The sequence below is a fragment of the Streptomyces sp. NPDC031670 genome, from assembly GCF_055580545.1.
The window spans coordinates 248,243-263,906 of sequence record NZ_JBVILC010000008.1 but is presented as its reverse complement, the minus strand read 5'-3'; the positions used below and the strand labels follow the sequence as shown (position 1 = coordinate 263,906).

At 70.5% G+C, this 15,664-nt stretch carries 14 protein-coding genes; 8 read left to right on the top strand and 6 right to left on the bottom strand.

Annotated features, from left to right (window positions below):
• The first annotated feature begins 434 nt into the window (after positions 1–434).
• Positions 435–842 carry an aggregation-promoting factor C-terminal-like domain-containing protein gene (locus ACZ5ID_RS17820; protein WP_468898498.1) on the top strand — a complete coding sequence of 136 codons (408 nt, stop codon included), beginning with the start codon at positions 435–437 and terminating at the stop codon, positions 840–842.
• Positions 843–1,160: 318 nt separating this feature from the next.
• Complete coding sequence (locus tag ACZ5ID_RS17815; protein WP_468898495.1) at positions 1,161–1,640, top strand: hemerythrin domain-containing protein; 480 nt, start codon at positions 1,161–1,163, stop codon at positions 1,638–1,640.
• A gap of 46 nt (positions 1,641–1,686) precedes the next feature.
• Here ACZ5ID_RS17815 and ACZ5ID_RS17810 read toward each other — a convergent pair whose 3' ends face one another.
• A complete protein-coding gene (locus ACZ5ID_RS17810; RefSeq protein ID WP_468898721.1) occupies positions 1,687–2,142 on the bottom strand; it encodes an ASCH domain-containing protein in 456 nt (151 codons plus the stop codon).
• Positions 2,143–2,608: 466 nt separating this feature from the next.
• Between ACZ5ID_RS17810 and ACZ5ID_RS17805 the strand changes: the two genes are divergently transcribed.
• The gene (locus ACZ5ID_RS17805; protein WP_468898492.1) at positions 2,609–2,941 is read left to right on the top strand and encodes a YkvA family protein; all 333 of its coding nucleotides are present in this window, start codon (positions 2,609–2,611) and stop codon (positions 2,939–2,941) included.
• Between the two features lie 15 nt (positions 2,942–2,956).
• Here ACZ5ID_RS17805 and ACZ5ID_RS17800 read toward each other — a convergent pair whose 3' ends face one another.
• On the bottom strand, positions 2,957–3,697 hold the full coding sequence (locus ACZ5ID_RS17800; RefSeq protein ID WP_468898489.1) for a class I SAM-dependent DNA methyltransferase: 741 nt from the start codon (positions 3,695–3,697) through the stop codon (positions 2,957–2,959).
• 177 nt (positions 3,698–3,874) lie between these two features.
• Between ACZ5ID_RS17800 and ACZ5ID_RS17795 the strand changes: the two genes are divergently transcribed.
• From ACZ5ID_RS17795 to ACZ5ID_RS17780, 4 genes are all read left to right on the top strand, one after another.
• On the top strand, positions 3,875–4,795 hold the full coding sequence (locus tag ACZ5ID_RS17795; RefSeq protein WP_468898720.1) for an NADP-dependent oxidoreductase: 921 nt from the start codon (positions 3,875–3,877) through the stop codon (positions 4,793–4,795).
• A 204-nt stretch (positions 4,796–4,999) separates the two neighbouring features.
• Positions 5,000–6,421 (top strand): right-handed parallel beta-helix repeat-containing protein, encoded by a 1,422-nt coding sequence (locus ACZ5ID_RS17790; protein ID WP_468898486.1) that lies wholly within the window; start codon positions 5,000–5,002, stop codon positions 6,419–6,421.
• A 127-nt stretch (positions 6,422–6,548) separates the two neighbouring features.
• Positions 6,549–7,331, top strand: a complete 783-nt coding sequence (locus ACZ5ID_RS17785; RefSeq protein ID WP_468898483.1) for an SDR family NAD(P)-dependent oxidoreductase — start codon at positions 6,549–6,551, stop codon at positions 7,329–7,331.
• 37 nt (positions 7,332–7,368) lie between these two features.
• Positions 7,369–7,938: a HutD/Ves family protein gene (locus ACZ5ID_RS17780; protein ID WP_468898480.1), complete on the top strand. Its 570-nt coding sequence runs from the start codon at positions 7,369–7,371 to the stop codon at positions 7,936–7,938.
• Positions 7,939–7,945: 7 nt separating this feature from the next.
• On the opposite strand, the gene ACZ5ID_RS17775 is transcribed toward ACZ5ID_RS17780, so the two are convergent.
• The 4 genes from ACZ5ID_RS17775 to ACZ5ID_RS17760 form a co-directional block, all read right to left on the bottom strand.
• Positions 7,946–9,388 carry a purine-cytosine permease family protein gene (locus ACZ5ID_RS17775; protein WP_468898478.1) on the bottom strand — a complete coding sequence of 481 codons (1,443 nt, stop codon included), beginning with the start codon at positions 9,386–9,388 and terminating at the stop codon, positions 7,946–7,948.
• A 237-nt stretch (positions 9,389–9,625) separates the two neighbouring features.
• On the bottom strand, positions 9,626–11,716 hold the full coding sequence (locus tag ACZ5ID_RS17770; RefSeq protein ID WP_468898475.1) for a glycoside hydrolase family 172 protein: 2,091 nt from the start codon (positions 11,714–11,716) through the stop codon (positions 9,626–9,628).
• Between the two features lie 199 nt (positions 11,717–11,915).
• Entirely contained in the window at positions 11,916–13,160 is a 1,245-nt protein-coding gene (locus ACZ5ID_RS17765; protein WP_468898472.1) for an ATP-grasp domain-containing protein, read from the bottom strand.
• Between the two features lie 72 nt (positions 13,161–13,232).
• A complete protein-coding gene (locus ACZ5ID_RS17760) occupies positions 13,233–14,522 on the bottom strand; it encodes an MFS transporter (protein WP_468898469.1) in 1,290 nt (429 codons plus the stop codon).
• A 167-nt stretch (positions 14,523–14,689) separates the two neighbouring features.
• On the opposite strand from ACZ5ID_RS17760, the gene ACZ5ID_RS17755 reads away from it, so the two are divergent.
• Positions 14,690–15,664: a GlxA family transcriptional regulator gene (locus ACZ5ID_RS17755; RefSeq protein ID WP_468898466.1), complete on the top strand. Its 975-nt coding sequence runs from the start codon at positions 14,690–14,692 to the stop codon at positions 15,662–15,664.

Below are 15,664 nucleotides of genomic sequence, written 5' to 3'. Positions count from 1 at the left end.
CGAAGGGTGGCGTCCAGGCCGCCGTTTTCCTCTGATTTCGAGGGGATCGCCCCGCCTCACCCGCTCCAAAAAAGGGTACATTTCGTCACTCTTGGTAAAAATCGGACACCCCGAAGGTGACTCGTCCCATAGGACGCACGTCACGTACGAGGGGGAGTCGTAGCCCTCCGAGGGGCTTGGCGAGGGGCCTCATCGGCGCTCCCGCCTGCCCAAACGGACCTCCCGCCGCCCCGGGGACCGAGGTCCTCCGCTGCGAGTCTCCCTAGTAGAAGGGGTCGTTGCCAGGCCCGGTGGTCGCCGGTAGAACTGGATGAGTCGCCGAGCGGCACGGGTGTTTCTCCCCGCCGCAGACGAACCCCTCTCCCCCGTGTGAGTGGCTCACGCATGCCTCCGGCATGCGGCGACCCCCCTCGTCCCCTTCGGAAGGTTCATCCGTGTCCAACTCTGTCATCCGCCGCATCGCCGCTTCGAAGAAGTCCCTCGCGGGCGCCGTCGTCGCCGTCGGTGCCGCCGGTTCCCTGCTCGCCACGGTCCCCGCCCAGGCGGCGGCCCCCACGAGCGCCAAGGCGATCGCCCAGCAGATGATCAAGGACCCGGCGCAGTTCGCCGCCTTCAACAACATCGTTTCCCACGAGAGTGGCTGGGACCACACCGCCACGAACTCCGCCTCGGGCGCCTACGGCCTGGTCCAGGCCCTGCCGGGCTCGAAGATGGCCTCGGCCGGTGCGGACTGGAAGACCAACCCCGCCACCCAGATCAAGTGGGGTCTGGACTACATGAAGTCCCGCTACGGCAGCCCCGTCGGCGCCTGGAACTTCTGGCAGGTCCACCACTGGTACTGAGCCACCCTCGGTAGCAGACACACCAAGACGCCCGACCGGGACCACCCGGCCGGGCGTCTTCGCGTATGCGGTGGTGTGTACAGAGGGGGGTGGGTATATAGGGGGTGGGTATATAGGGGGTGGGTATATAGGGGAGCGCCGCGGTGGCGGGTCGCGCCTCGTGGCGGCCGGACGGGCCCCGGGCGGTCGGTTCATCCGATATCCGCCTGTCACCACCCGACAGCGGACGGCCAGCCCCCACCGCTCCGGCGCATGATCGTCCTGTTTGCCGGGTATGGGCCTGAAACGTAAGTGAGTGCTGGGCCTCAGGGAGCTGCCATGTCGACTGACGCGATCGTGATGCTGAGGGAAGGCCACAAGGAGCTCAGGCGGCTGATCCGCTCCTACCGGGTCGAAGGCCGGACCGAGGCAGTGGGGCCCTTTCTGCGCGCGCTGACCGTCTACACGTACATCGAGCGGGAAGGGATGTACCCGCGCGTCTGCGTTCTGCTCCCCGAGACGGAACCCGACATCCTCGGCTACATCGAGGAACATCACATCGCCGACGTGCTGGCCGCCGAGCTGTACGACATGCGCCCCGGCGAGATCGCGTACGACGCCAAGGCCCGGCTGCTGATGGACATCGTCGAGCGGCACATGGACGCGGAGGAGCACCGCTGGTTCCCGCGCGTACGAGCCGGCGTCGGGCGCAGGGAGCTCCAGGAGATCGGCGCCTGGATGACGAGGCTCGCCGAGCGGGCCCCCCAGCGCCCGCACCGGCCTTCCGTACACACGATGTGGGACGCCGTGGCCGCGTGAGGTGGCGACCGGAGGCCCGGCGGAACGTCAACCGCGGCCCGGTCGGCTAGTCCACCGGGCGCGGGTCGGTGACGAGACGGAAGCGTTGCAGCACCACCGCGGTCTCGTCGTCCACGGTGAACTCCGGGTCGTCCAGTGCCGCGCGCATCTCCGCGCTGTGCCAGAACGTCTCATGGTTGGCCCGCCATCCGGCGATGCTGGTGTCGCCTTCCCCCTCGTCCACCACATGCGCGAAATCCACCTCGGCGAGCGGCACGACGCGCACCTCGGTGACCTCGATGACCCCGACCGGGCGGTCCCCGGAGTCGATCACGACCGCGCGGCTGCCGACCGAGGGAAGTGGCTCCTCCGCCTGCTCGTAGTCGAGTAGAAGCCCCGTCGTCGAGGTCTTGGATCCGTCGAGGACGGCCGCGACGAGCTGGTCCCGCAGCGGACCGGGAAAGGCGAACTCGGCCCGGGGGAGCAGGGCGATGTCATCGGGCGGGAAGGCGTCGGTGGTCATGCGGCCACAGTAACCACGTGCCGGCCCGAACCGGTATCCGTACGCGGCGGCGTAGTCGCGGGTGCTCGCGTCCAGGACCCCCTTGACGCTGACGCCGCGGTCCGTGTTCGCGGCGACGAGTTCGTTGGCGACGGTCTCGTCCCTCAGGTGGTACATGGCCGGCCGCAGTGAGGTTCCGCTGTCGGTTGGTGACGACGGACCGGACCTGGCCGCGAATGGCCTGCTGGGCCGCGCGTTGGTCCCGCTCGTGACGCCGAAGACGCGGCGGGCATCAACCGCGGCGCGCACGGTACACGTAAGGCGAGACGGGGCGCCGCCCCGCCGCACTGTGAGGAGGTGGCCGCCGTATGAGGCAGTCGACGGGCCGGACGCTGGATCAACCCGAGGGGGAGACCGAACTCCGCCTGCCCGGCCGGGCCGCTTCCCGCGCCCCCGGGAGCCCTGTCCCCCAGCCCCTTCCGGCATCATGAGCCCTTCGCAGGCCGCTCTGGCCGCTTCGTTGAGCATGGGCAGGGGAGTGACGGCCGGGCTGGTCCTTGCCGCGCTCGTGCTTGTCGCTGCCGCGGCGGGGGCGGTCGCCCTCACCATCCGGCTGGTCCGGGCCCGCAGGATCCTGCGGGACGCCGGCATCCCCCTGACCCACAAGGCCGCCTACTGGGGCGCGCTGCTGTATGTGATCAGCCCCGTCGACCTGCTCCCCGATCCCGTCTACCTCGACGACATGGGCGTCCTGCTCCTGGCCCTGCGCACCCTGCACGGCGCGGTCGCACGGGGGAAGGGTGAACTGGACGCGGACTAGCTTCCCCGGCCGACCTCAGACCGGCTTGCGCCATACGGAGATGTGCTTCGCGGAGTCCTGGGTGAACGGGGTCCCGTCCCAGTCCGCGACGCGGCGTTCCCGTTCCAGCCCGGCGATGCGCGCCATCAGGTCGAGCTCCGCCGGCCAGGCGTACCGGTGCCGGGAGTCGCTGCGGCGGTACCTGCCGTCGTCGCCGTCGCGGGTGAGGTGGTGGGAGACGAGGACCTGTTCGACCAAGTCGAAGGTGTCGAAGCCGAGATGCCGTTCGGAGACGTCGAAGGGCACCGCGACCTGCCCGGGAGGCAGGAACCGCAGCGGCGGCACACCCAGCTCGATGACGAACCGGCCGCCGGGCGCCAGATGGCGGGCGGCGTTGCGGAAGCACGCCACCTGCTCGTCCTGGGTGAGCAGATTGGTGATGGTGTTGTAGACGAGGTAGACCAGGCTGAACTCACCGGGGACGACCGTGGTGGCCATGTCCCCGATGACCACGGGAAGCGTGACCTCGTCGGCTTTGCGGCGCAGAACCGCTGCCATGTGCTCGGACAGTTCGATGCCCACGACCGGCACACCGCGTTCCCGCAGGGGGACCCCCACGCGTCCGGTGCCGATGGCGAACTCCAGGGCCCGGCCGTCTCCGGCCAGCTCTGCGAGGAAGGTGAGGGTCGGTCCGAGAACGGCGGCCGAGGACATCTCGGTCTCCTCGGCGTCGTAGCGGTCGGCGGTCGCACGGGTCCATAGCTCACTGCTCGTCACGGACCACCACTCTGCCGGGTACCGGGGGGGGGGCGCTGTCGACGCGTTTACCTGGTCGCGGCCGGGCCGCGGGCCGCCGGTCGCGGCGGGCACCCTTCACGCCAGGTCGCTGCCGCCTTTCGGGTGTATCTCCTCCGGTGGGGAATGAGGCGCACCGGATCGGTGTTCCTGCTGGTCATGAAGGCAATTGTGCTGGAGAAGTTCGGTTCTGCTGACGACCTGCGCCTGGTGGACCTTCCCGATCCGAAGGTCGCGCCCGGCGAGGTCCTGATCAGGGTGAAGGCGGCGGCGGTCAATCCGGTCGACTGGAAACTGGGTGCCGGGTACCTCGATCCGATCATGGAGGCCGCGTTCCCCCTGATCCCGGGATGGGACGTCGCGGGCGTGGTGGAAGCGGTCGGCCTGGACGTACCCGAATACCAGGTGGGCGACGAGGTTTTCGGCTATCTGCGCAAGGACTGGGTGGAGAAGGGCACGTACGCCGAGCTGGTCGCCGCGCCGGTACGCTGCGTGGCGCCCAAGCCCGCCGCGCTGAGCTGGGAAGAGGCGGCCGGGGTTCCGCTGGCGGGCCTGACGGCCTATCAGTCGGTCCGGCGGGCCGGGGTGACGGCGGGTGAGACGGTGCTGGTGCACGCCGCCGCCGGTGGTGTCGGAGCGTTCGCCGTGCAGATCCTGGTGGCCCTCGGTGCCCGGGTGATCGGCACCGCGAGTGAGCGCAACCACGAGTTCCTGCGCGGGCTCGGCGCCGAGCCCGTGACGTACGGGGACGGCTTGGAGGACCGCGTACGCGCGCTGGCGCCGGAGGGCGTGGACGCGGCGCTCGACTTCGTCGGGGGCGGTGTCGTCGATCTGTCGCAGGCCCTGCTCAAGCAGCGGGAGCGCGTCGTGTCCATCGCCGACCAGGCCGCTGTCGAGCAGGGCGGGCACTCGCTCTGGGTGCGCCCGGACAGCGAGGACCTCGCGGAGCTCGCCCGGCTCGCCGACGCCGGGAAGCTGTCGGTGCACGTCGAGAAGACCTTCCCGCTGGCCGAGGCGGCGGAGGCCTGGCGCCTGAACCAGGAGGGGCGCACCCGCGGCAAGATCGTCCTCACCGTCTGACACCGCGTCCGCGACGACGGGGCCGCCGTCCCGAGCCGACCGAGGCCATCCCGACCGGCCGGTGGACAGGACGGCGGCCCCGCCCGCGTGCCGCCCCGATGAGCTGGGACCGTGCCCGGCGGCGGCCGGGGCGAGGAGCGTAACGGCCTGCTGATAGAACTCCCGTGTTCCCGCCCTTCCCAGGCCACACAGGAGGCCCCACCCATGCCCCGCATGGAACACGCCGCGGCGTCGCCCGCTCTCAGCCGCCGCTCCCTGCTCGACCGCGCGGCGTTCGGCACCGCCGGACTCGCCGCCACCGGGCTGGCGACCTCCACCGTGCTGGGCGCGCAGCCCGCGAGCGCGGCCACCCCGTCCGGCACGTGGAAGGTGTACTACGTCGACAGTTCGGCGGGCACCACCGAGGCGCCCGTCCAGGCCGCGCTGAACGCCGCCAAGAGCGCGGGCGGCGGGCATGTCGTCGTGGGCCCCGGCACCTGGACCATCGGCGCGTATCTGCGGATCGGCGCCGACACACGTCTGACGCTGACGCCCGGCACCACGTTCCGGCGCACCGGAAGCACCCAGTTCATGCTGATGAACGGAGCATGGGGGGACACGGCCGGCGGCTCCGGTTACAGCGGGCCGGGGAACATCGTCATCGAGGGCGGGGTCTGGGATGTGGCCGGCCCGCAGCCCACCGACGACGCGCAGGGCTGGATGGGGATATCCATCTGGCACGCCACCGATGTGATCATCCGTGATCTGCGGGTGGTGAACGTCTCGAACTGGCACGCAGTGGAGTTCGGCGCCGTACGCAACGGCCGGGTCGAGAACTGCCGCTTCAGCGGCTGGACCGGCACCGCCAACCGCATCTCCTGGGGAACCGAGGCCGTCCAACTGGACAGCGCCCGCGTGGGCGGCAGTGTCATCGGCTCCGAGGACGGCACCGCCTGCTCCGACATCGTCATTCGCGACAACTACTGCGGCTCGGGCAGCACGGTCGGTGGTATCACCTACGGCGGCTTCCCCACCCTCGTCGGGTCCCACAGCTTCGACGCCCGCAACTCCCACGAGCGCGTGGAGATCATCGGAAACACCATCCACGGCAGCCGCTGGTTCGCCATCCACCCCTGTGCGACCAACCAGACGGTCGTCGCCGACAACACGATGGACGACTGCTTCGGCGGTATCCGCGCGGCCTACGCCGGCTACGACGGTACGGTCGCGGGCTTCCAGGACCTCGTCGTCACCGGCAACATCGTCCAGGGCGCGGGCGCCAAGGACCGCGGCATCGACATCATGGGCGGCAACGCGAACAGCGGCACCTCGGCCTCCCGAGTCGTCATCACCGGCAACGTCGTGGCCGGTGCCGCCGCGGCCGGGATCCGGGCGTACTACGCCCCCGACGCGTTGATCAGCGCGAACACCGTGTCCGGCAGCACCGACAAGGGGATCCATGTGGACTCCTCACCGGGCTCTTCCGTGACGGGCAACGTGGTGCGCAGCAGCCCCACCGGTGTGGCCGTCGTCTCCTCGGCCAACACCCTGGTCAACGGCAACAGCCTGCTGGGCACCACCACGCCGGTCGCCGTGACCGCGACCGACAGTCCGGGCTGCCTGGTCACGGCGAACCTGCCGGTCTGAGGCGCGCGAGCACGGCCTTCGCCGTCCGGGTACGGGCTTCCCAGACCGTGATCATGCTCAGTAGGCTCGGGGCGACGGCACCGCGCAGTCGGCGGGGCCGTCGCCGCCGCCGACGAGAGGGACCCCGATGGACCGGACCGTGACGAAGCTGCCCAGCACCGGCCGGGGTGTCCTGGTCACCGGCGCCTCCCGGGGCATCGGCCGGGCCGTGGCCGCCGCCTTCGCCCAGGGCGGCGACCGGGTCGCCGTCCACTGCTCCGAAGTTGGTCCGGACGCCGAGGCGACCCTCGCCGCGCTGGAGGGGCAAGGACACGTACTCATCGCCGCCGACCTCGCGGACCCGGACGGCGTCGACGAACTGGCGGCCCGCGCCGAGGAGGCGCTCGGCGGGGTGGACATCCTGGTCAACAACGCCGCCGTGATGGTGGCCCACCCTCTCGCGCACACCTCGTACGAGCAGTGGCAGCAGGCCTGGCGACAGACCGTCGACGTGAACCTCCTGGGACCCGCCCACCTCAGCCACCGGGTCGCGAACCGGATGATCGAGGCGGGCCGCGAAGGACGGATCGTCAACATCGGCTCGCGCGGCGCTTTCCGGGGCGAGCCCGACCACCCCGCCTACGGCGCCACCAAGGCCGCCCTGCACGCGCTGGGCCAGTCCCTCGCGGTCTCCCTCGCCCCGCACGGGATCGCGGTGGCGTCGGTCGCCCCCGGCTTCGTCGCCACCGAGCGGGTCACGGGCCGTCTGGAGGGGCCCGAGGGCGAGGGCATCCGGGCCCAGAGCCCCTTCGGACGCGTCGCCGACCCGAGCGAGATCGCCGCGGCGGTGCTCCATCTGTCCTCCCCGCAGGCGATGTGGAGCTCGGGCGCCGTCCTCGATGTCAACGGGGCCTCGTACTTGCGGACCTGACATCCACCTCGACCCGCGCCCGCCCAGGAGCCCACCCATGCACCACTTCGATGTAGAGACCCTGCCCGCGGGCCCCTGGCGCAACGGCGGCGGCACGACGAGAGAGATCGCCTCGCGCCCCGAGGGCACCGATGACTTCGGGTGGCGCGCGAGCGTCGCCGAGATCGGCCGGGGCGGTCCGTTCTCGGCGTTCGCGGGGGTGGACCGGACCCTCACCCTGCTCTCGGGCGACGGGGTACGGCTGACGTCGCCCGATGTGTTCGACCGGCTGTTGACGCGCGCGGGGGAGCCGTTCGCGTTCTCCGGAGACCTCGCGCTCACCGCCGAACTCGCGGGCGGGCCCTGCCGGGTGCTCAACCTGATGGTGCGGCGTGGCCACTGGACGGCCGGGGTGCGCCGGGTCACCGGGCCCGTCGCGCCGGGACCGGGACACTCCGGGGTGCTCCATGTGCTGTGCGGCCACTGGCAGGCAGAGGCGGACGGTTCCGTTCTGACGACCGGTCAGGGCGTGTGGTGGGACGCGGGCGACGACGCGGCGCCGGGAGCGGTCGTACCGCTTTCGCCCGACGCCGCTGCCCTGTGGGCGGATGTCGTGCCGACCGGGTGACACCAGGTCAGGCGCCCGCTGCCGCCCGGTCACCGCTCCCGGCCGGAGCCGGGTGGACGGTCTCGGAGGGCGCGTTGGCGGTACGCCGCGCCCACAGCCAGTACAGCGCCGCCGTGAGGCCCAGCCCGACGATCCACGAGATGTCGGCGCCGTCGAGCTTCTCGGTGATCGGGCCGGTGTACAAGGTGGTGGCCAGGAACGGAACCTGCACGGCGACCCCGATGACGTAGCAGGTCAGCGCGGTGGCGTTCCACCGCCCGTAGCGGCCGTTCGGGTCGTACAGGGCCGGGATGTCGACGCGTTCGCGGGACAGCAGGTAGTAGTCGACCAGGTTGATCGCGCTCCACGGGGTGAACACCGTCAGGAGCAGCAGCACGAAGTTCTTGAAGTTGGTCAGGAAGTCGTCGCTGGCGGCGAGCGCGATGACCATCGACACCGCGATGAAGCCGACGATGTACGCGGCGCGTACCGCGGCCGAGATGTGCGTGCGGCGGTCGAACGCCGTGACGGTGGTCAGGATCGACATGAAGCCGCCGTAGGCGTTCAGGCAGTTGACGGTCAGCTTGCCGACCACGATCACCAGGTAGATGAGGAACGCGAGGAACGCCGGACCCGCCAGATCGCCGAGGAAACCCACCTGGTCGGGCAGGAACGCCTCCCCGGCGACGGCCGCGGTGAGCGCGCCCAGCGTCATGGACCACTGGGAGCCGATGACGGAGCCGAGGAAGGTGGACCAGAACGTCGCGCGCGTGCTGGTGTCGCGGGGCAGATAGCGCGAGTAGTCGGCGACATAGGGGCCGAAGGTCAGTTGCCAGCCGGCCCCGAGACCCACGGCGAGCAGGAAGGTCGCCGCGTCGAAGCCCTTCTCGCCGACGTGCGCGCCCACGTCGTACTGCGTGAACAGGCGCACCAGCAGATAGCCCAGGCCGAGCGCGCCGACGACCGTCGCGATACGGCCCGCGATGTGGATGAGGCGGTAGCCGGTGACGGCCACCGCGGCGGTCAGCGCCCCGAAGACGAGTATCCCGGCGTCCGTGCCGATGTGCAGCATCTCGGACACCGCCTGCCCGGCCAGTACGCTGCCGGTCGCGGCGAATCCGAGATACATCAGGATCACCAGCACCAGCGGCAGGACCGCGCCGTACACCCCGAACTGTGCGCGGCTGGAGATCATCTGCGGTACGCCGAGGCGCGGGCCCTGTGCGGAGTGCAGGGCCATCACGATGCCGCCGAGCACGTTGCCGATCAGCAGCGCGGGTATCGACCAGAGCGCGTCGGCACCGAAGACGACCGACAGCGCCCCGTCGACGATCGCCGTGATCTGCATATTGGCGCCGAACCACAGCGTGAACTGGCTGCGCGGCGTGCCGTGCCGCTCGCTGTCCGGGACGGCCTCGATGGTCCGCCTCTCCACCGCGAGGCGGTCCCCGGCGGTGTGCTGTACGGGCATGTTGGTGGCCTTTCCCCCGCAGCTGATACGGCGTAATCCACATGGACTCCGCCGTCGACCTGGTGGTGCTGCGCCGAATCTGGCATGGGGGTGAACAAACATCAAGATCTTGAATGGCAAATTTCACATGGGGGGACGCGCTTGCGTACGGTGCCCTCCGACACTCCCGGCCGACGGGCGATCTGGATGCTGGTATGTCCATGAACCGTCAGGGAACCGGCGGCGGGGCGGTCGCGTTCAGGTCAGGCTGCGGGCTTCGTACGACGCGGCGGACCAGGCGGGCCCGGTCGCCGCCGGGGTGAGCGTCACGGTGAGCAGGCTCCGCCCGCGGGTGAGCGCGGCGGGCAGTTGGTAGGTGTCGTCGAGCCAGCGGCGGTCGGTGTTGGCGAGCGGCTGGTACCAGTCGCCCAGCCGGTGACCGTCGACGCTCACCCCTGCTTGCTGGGGCGCCTGCTGCTGGTCGGAGGTGCGCCGCAGCTCGACACCTCTGTTGCGCGGATCGATGGCCAGGGTGAAGGTCACGGGCGTCCGGGTGGTCTGTGTCAGGGCGCGCAGCCGGGTGGGCGTACGGGCATCGCCTTCGAAGGCGGAGTCGAGCACGGCCGGGGGAGTCGTGGCACTGGACGTGTAGTGGTGTGCCGTCTCGTCGGCGGGATCTCCCAGGTGCACGATGTCGCTCGCGTACGAGGAGGGAGTGGGGGTCTCGTACCAGAACGCGGTGGAGGAGTAGTCGGCCTGGCGGTCGTTCATCGGGCCGTGTTCGATCGTGTAGTCGATCGACTGGGTGAAGGCCACCGCGTCGTGGAGCTGGAGCCGGTAGGCATCGGTGCAGTCGCGCCCGGTCGCGCACCCCGACGAGGCGGTGAGATGGGCGGGATTTCCGTTGAAGGGCTGGGTGTAGGGGCCGTGGTTGAAGTACCAGCCGCTCTGGTAGAAGTCCTCGGTACCGGTGCCGTGGATCTGCGGGGTGCGTGCCCCGTCGACGTACACCCGTTCGTCGCCCTCCAGATAGGTACGGTCCGTGTCGCCCCGCATGCCGTGGCTGACCCCGACGAACTTGCCCCGGCCCTGTGTGCGCAGGAACGACCAGCTCTCGCCGGGAACGGTCGGCCCGGTGTGGGACAGGGCGTGGAAACGGCCCTCGCTTCCGGCACGGACGGCCTGGGCGTGAGCGGTGGAGGGCGCGGTGCTCACCGAGGCGCTCCCAGCGGTGACGGGGACGTCGCTGCCGTTGTACAGCTGGACGTGTGCCCATGTCATGAAGGGCATGGGCCACCAGGCCCGGAAGGTCTGCGTCTGGGGATCGGCGGCGAACATGAGAGCCCGGACCGGCGCCATGGACTGCCCCGTGCCGAAGAACTCGCCGAGCGGCGCGTCGACCGTGCGCTGCCCGTCGAACGAGATCAGCAGACGCAGACCGGTGAGCAGCGTCCGGGCGTCCGCCGGCGCGGCGCGTCGGCCGGCCCTGGGGGACCTGCCGCTGTCCGCCGCCCGCTGGGCGCCGGTACCGGATGTCTGGGTGAGGTGGATCTCCAGTGCGGTGAGCAGGCCCGGTGTGGTGGACGTGGCGAGGGTCTGGGTGCGGCCCGGCGCGAGGCTGAGGGCCTGGATGGTCGTGCGGGTCCCCGGCAGGGCCGGCTTGGGGTCGCGGGTGCCGGCCGCCTTGACGAGGGCGACGACATCCTGCGCAGCGTCGTGCGCGTCGAAGGCGACGACCCCGTCGGCGTCGGCGAAGGAGCGGTACGACACGTGGTAGAAGAGCGGATTGTGCTGGGTGGTGATGCGCATGGACTCGCGGTACGGCATGGGCACCTCGATGAGAACGCCACCCGACGACGCGTCGGCGTTGGCCACCAGGGGCGGCGTGAAAGGCGCGCCGAGCCGTCCGTTCACCACATCCTGAAGGGGCGCCTCCAGGACCTTCTTGCCGTCGAGCTCGATGGTGAGGGTGCCTGTGCGGGACACGTCGCCCTGATCGCGGGTGAACCAGATGGTCCCGATCTCACCCGCTCCACGGTGCTCCGCGATCACGCAGCCCTCCGCGCTGGTGCGCAGACACGAGTAGGTGCCGAAGAAGCCGTCCTGCGCGTTGCCGCCCGTACGGTCGAAGCTGGAGAACTGCAGGGTCCGTACACCCGAGGGAAGGTCGGGGAGGCGGTCCAGACGGCGCAGACTGTCCCACCCCACAGGTCCCTTGGCGTCGGCGGTCACGGTGTCCGGCGGGCTCGGCGCGCCTGCCGCCGTGGCCTGCGCGTACGTAGGCAGCAGTGCCAGTACGAGGGTGACGGTGAGCGCCGTCGCGCGAGAGAACCACCCGGCACACGTCAACCCGACCTCCAGGACATGGACATGAAGCGTCCCCAGGTGCGCCTGCGCTGGGCGCGCCGGGAGCCACGGCCGCGTGACAGGCCAACGTGTGACAGTGTGCCCGGGGAAGCCGCCGCGACGGGTGACCTCACCACGGCGAGTCCTGACCCGCCGGTGTGAGGCTCCGGGGCCGCGACGGCGCCGGCGGCCCGCCTGCGGGCTACGCACCCAGTGGGTCGATCACCACCTCGGCCTCGATCTCCCGTATCCGCCGGGTGTCCTGATCGAGGGCGTTCTGGTCGGGGGCGCTGAGCAGTACCCAGCCGAGAGCGGTGAAGAGGTCTTCGGTCCTGGGCACCCGGGAGCCGTTGGGGTAACGGCAGGCCAGCTTCTGAAAGGTGGTCAGCCCACGCGCCGCGTCGAGCACCTCGACGTTCCTCATGGTGCCGCTGTGTGCGGCGGAGAGCCACACCACCCGGGTGGGCCGCACGATCTCGAATCCGGGGGTGAAGGCGGAGTCCAGGTGGTGTCGCACGGCACGGTCGACCTGGCAGTCTCCGGTCGCCAGCCGGGTGGCCCGCTGCGCACAGCCGCCGTCGAGGCGCGCCGCGATTTCGATCAGCCGGGGGCCGCTGTCCGTCAGCATGATCTCGGTGTGGGCGCATCCCGTCCGTATGCCGACCGCGTCGGCGACCTGGCGCGCATACGCCTCCAGGGTGGCGACCAGCGGATCGTCGGGCCGCAGGTAGTCCTCGGCGTCGTAGACCCCTACCCGGTTCCCCCGGGCCGACTTGCTGTACCGGACCACGGCCACCAGACCCATCACACCGTTGACGGAGTACGTATCGACGACGAACTCCGTTCCCGAGGCGAACTCCTGGATCAGGACGCTGTCGTTGGACAGGTCGAACATGTTGACGGAGCCCAGCAACCGCCGGAACACGGGGCGCCAGTCCTCGCCCGTCTCCACTTTGTGCACACCGTCCGTCCCCCCGCTGCACCGCGGCTTGAGGACCAGTGCCCGCCCCTCCAGTCCGGTCTCGCGCAGCCAGTCGGCCGCCTCTTCCTCCGTCGCGGCGGCGAAGGTGCGCAGGTGCGGTACACCCGCCTTCGCCACGGCCTGGACCATGGGCCACTTGTCCCGGCGGGCCGCGGAGAGTTCGGGTGCGTTGCCCGTTCCGGGGGCCAGCTCCTCGATCAGTGCGTCCACGAGCCGGACCGCGGACTCATTGCCCGGGATGACCGCTATCGGGTCGTAGCCGCGCACGATCCGGGTGAGTTCGCCGAAGTCGCCGTCGTGGAAATGACAGGCGCTGAACAAACCCGGCTTCCAGCCGTGCAGGTAGGACTTCAAGGGTGCCGGTGTGCTCAGCACGGCGACCGGTTCGACCCCCCGCTCACGGAAGGCGTGTGCGTACTCCACCGCCTCGGAGTAGGGATCGACCAGGATTACATGGCGTGGCATCTGTCGTTTCTCCTTGGGTTTCTCTTCTGGTGGCCGTGCGCTGTCCCGCGCCGCGGACCCCGCGCCGGCGGCCTAACCTCCGAGGCCGCTTTCGGTATGGGCCGTCCCCGTCCCGGCCGGGCGCACCCCGCCCCACGCGGCGGCGGCGGCGAGGACGCCCACCACCCCGCAACCGAGCCACAGCCCCTCCTCGAAGCGGTTCCAGAGCATCACTCCGACGAACGGGCCGATCGAACTGCCCAGCCCGTACAAGGCGTTGGAGGCACCCAGATAGCGTCCCCGCAGCCGGGCCGGGCCCGCCTGCGCGGGATAGGCGAAGAACAGGGACGGATAGCCGATGATCTCGCCGAGCGACCAGACGAGGGTGGCGATCACCAGGGCCGCGAGCCCCCACGGCAGGGCGTAGAGACTCATTCCGACGCCGGTCAGCAGCACACCCGTGATCACGGCCGTCCGTATCGGCCGACGCTGCACCACCTTGGCGACCAGGAGTTCACAGGTGATGACGAGAAGGCCGTTGAGCGCGACCATCGCCGCATAGACCTCGATGCCCATGCCGAGGTGCCGCACGGTCAGCGGCAGGGTCGAGATGTGCTGGACGTAGATGACGGAACTGGTGAACATCGCCAGCAGGAACAGCAGATACCGGCGGTCGGCCAGTACCGTCAGATACGACCCCGTGGACGCTCCCGTCTGCCCGTCCCGCGCGCCCTCGCCATCCGCCGGCCCCGTCGTACCTGGTTCCCCGCGCCGCGGCAGGGTGGCTGCGGCGACCGCGGAGAAGACCGTCACGGTCAGTGCCTCGCCCCAGAACAGGAAGTCCCAGGAGACCTTGACGAGCGCCGCGCCCAGCAGCGGGGCGGCCGTCGTGCCGAGGTTGATCGCCAGTCGGCCGATCGCGAAGACCATGACATGGCGGTCGGGCGGGGTGAGTTGACTGATCATGCTGGTGGAGGCGGGCTGGTACGCCATTGCGGCGGCCCCGCTGACGGCGATGAACGCGAGGATGGTCCAGTAGTCGTCCAGATGGAGAACACACGGGAGCAGCACGGCCGAGCCCAGCAACGTGGACGTGATCGTCAGCCGGGGTCCCAGCAGGTCGGACATCCACCCCCCGACCAGCGTCCCGAGCACGGCTCCCGCGCCGTACACACCGAGCGCGGCGCCCGCCTGGGTGTCGGAGAAACCGCGATGCGTCAGGTACAGCACCATGAAGACCTGGACGAAACCCCCGAGCCGGTTGACCATGGTCCCGACCAGCAGGGACTTCACCGCGGCCGGGGACTCGCGCCATACCTGCCGCACCCCCGCGTGCTGTTGTCCGGTTCCGTCCGACGCTGTCGTCGCGTTGTTCTGTGCCATGCACCCCACTGTGCGGAAGGCGTTGGAGCGGCGACAGTGGCAGCACTGACGGGCAACAGCGAATTACTGCCACCCGGCCCAACGCCCAGGGCAGCGCCCACACACTCGTGGTCATGCGATCGGGCCGGGGCTGTCAGAACGCCGCGTACTCCTGCACATTGGGTCCCATGCTGAAGAACGTAGCCGCGGTCCTGCTGGAGGACGTGCACCCCTTCGAACTGGGTGTCATCTGCGAAGTGTTCGGGATCGACCGCCAGGAGGAGGGCCTGCCCGCGTACGACTTCGCGCTCGTCGCCGCGGAATCGCCATCGGTGCGGGCCGTGCCCGGATTCACCATCAGTACGCCCCACGGGCTCGACCGCCTGGAGGAGGCCGACCTCATCGCCATCCCGGTGGGAGACGACTTCCACACCCGGGACTTCCCGCCCGCTCTCCTGGAAGCCCTGCGCCGGGCGGTCGCCCGCGGGGCCCGGGTGCTGAGCGTCTGCGTCGGCGCGTTCGTCCTGGGCGCCGCGGGGCTGCTCGACGGACGGCGCTGCACCACACACTGGCGCTACGCCGACGCGCTAGCCCGGCGCTACCCCCGGGCCCACGTCGAGCCGGGCGTGCTCTACGTCGACGAGGACCCGGTCCTCACCTCGGCGGGCACCTCCGCCGGGATCGACGCCTGCCTCCATCTGGTACGCAGACTCCAGGGCAGCGAGGTCGCCAACGCCATCGCGCGGCGGATGGTGGTGCCCCCGCACCGGGAGGGCGGACAGGCCCAGTACGTCGAGCGGCCGGTCGCCCGATACGGGGAGGACGGTATACGCGAGGTGCTGGTCTGGGCCGAGAGGAATCTCGACCAGGAGATCAGCGTCGACCAACTGGCGGCACGGGCAAGCATGTCACCGCGCACCTTCGCCCGCCGCTTCCGGACCGAGACGGGCACCACCCCCTACCGCTGGCTGCTGGCTCAGCGGGTACTGGGCGCCCAGCGGCTGCTGGAGAGCACCGACGAGACGGTGGAGGTGGTCGCCGCCCGTACGGGATTCGCCAACGGGGCCGCCCTGCGGCACCAGTTCGTACGCTCCCTCGACACCACACCCCACGCCTACCGGCGTGCCTTCCGGGGCCGGGTGGCGAACACCACCCCGTACTGA

What these genes read in the sequence shown, in the direction of transcription:
- ACZ5ID_RS17815 (WP_468898495.1), top strand. Translation starts at nt 1,161, where the DNA reads ATGTCGACTGACGCGATCGTGATGCTGAGGGAAGGCCACAAGGAGCTC.
- ACZ5ID_RS17810 (WP_468898721.1), bottom strand. Translation starts at nt 2,142, where the DNA reads ATGACCACCGACGCCTTCCCGCCCGATGACATCGCCCTGCTCCCCCGG.
- ACZ5ID_RS17805 (WP_468898492.1), top strand. Translation starts at nt 2,609, where the DNA reads ATGAGCCCTTCGCAGGCCGCTCTGGCCGCTTCGTTGAGCATGGGCAGG.
- ACZ5ID_RS17795 (WP_468898720.1), top strand. Translation starts at nt 3,875, where the DNA reads ATGAAGGCAATTGTGCTGGAGAAGTTCGGTTCTGCTGACGACCTGCGC.
- ACZ5ID_RS17790 (WP_468898486.1), top strand. Translation starts at nt 5,000, where the DNA reads ATGCCCCGCATGGAACACGCCGCGGCGTCGCCCGCTCTCAGCCGCCGC.
- ACZ5ID_RS17785 (WP_468898483.1), top strand. Translation starts at nt 6,549, where the DNA reads ATGGACCGGACCGTGACGAAGCTGCCCAGCACCGGCCGGGGTGTCCTG.
- ACZ5ID_RS17780 (WP_468898480.1), top strand. Translation starts at nt 7,369, where the DNA reads ATGCACCACTTCGATGTAGAGACCCTGCCCGCGGGCCCCTGGCGCAAC.
- ACZ5ID_RS17775 (WP_468898478.1), bottom strand. Translation starts at nt 9,388, where the DNA reads ATGCCCGTACAGCACACCGCCGGGGACCGCCTCGCGGTGGAGAGGCGG.
- ACZ5ID_RS17765 (WP_468898472.1), bottom strand. Translation starts at nt 13,160, where the DNA reads ATGCCACGCCATGTAATCCTGGTCGATCCCTACTCCGAGGCGGTGGAG.
- ACZ5ID_RS17760 (WP_468898469.1), bottom strand. Translation starts at nt 14,522, where the DNA reads ATGGCACAGAACAACGCGACGACAGCGTCGGACGGAACCGGACAACAG.
- ACZ5ID_RS17755 (WP_468898466.1), top strand. Translation starts at nt 14,690, where the DNA reads ATGCTGAAGAACGTAGCCGCGGTCCTGCTGGAGGACGTGCACCCCTTC.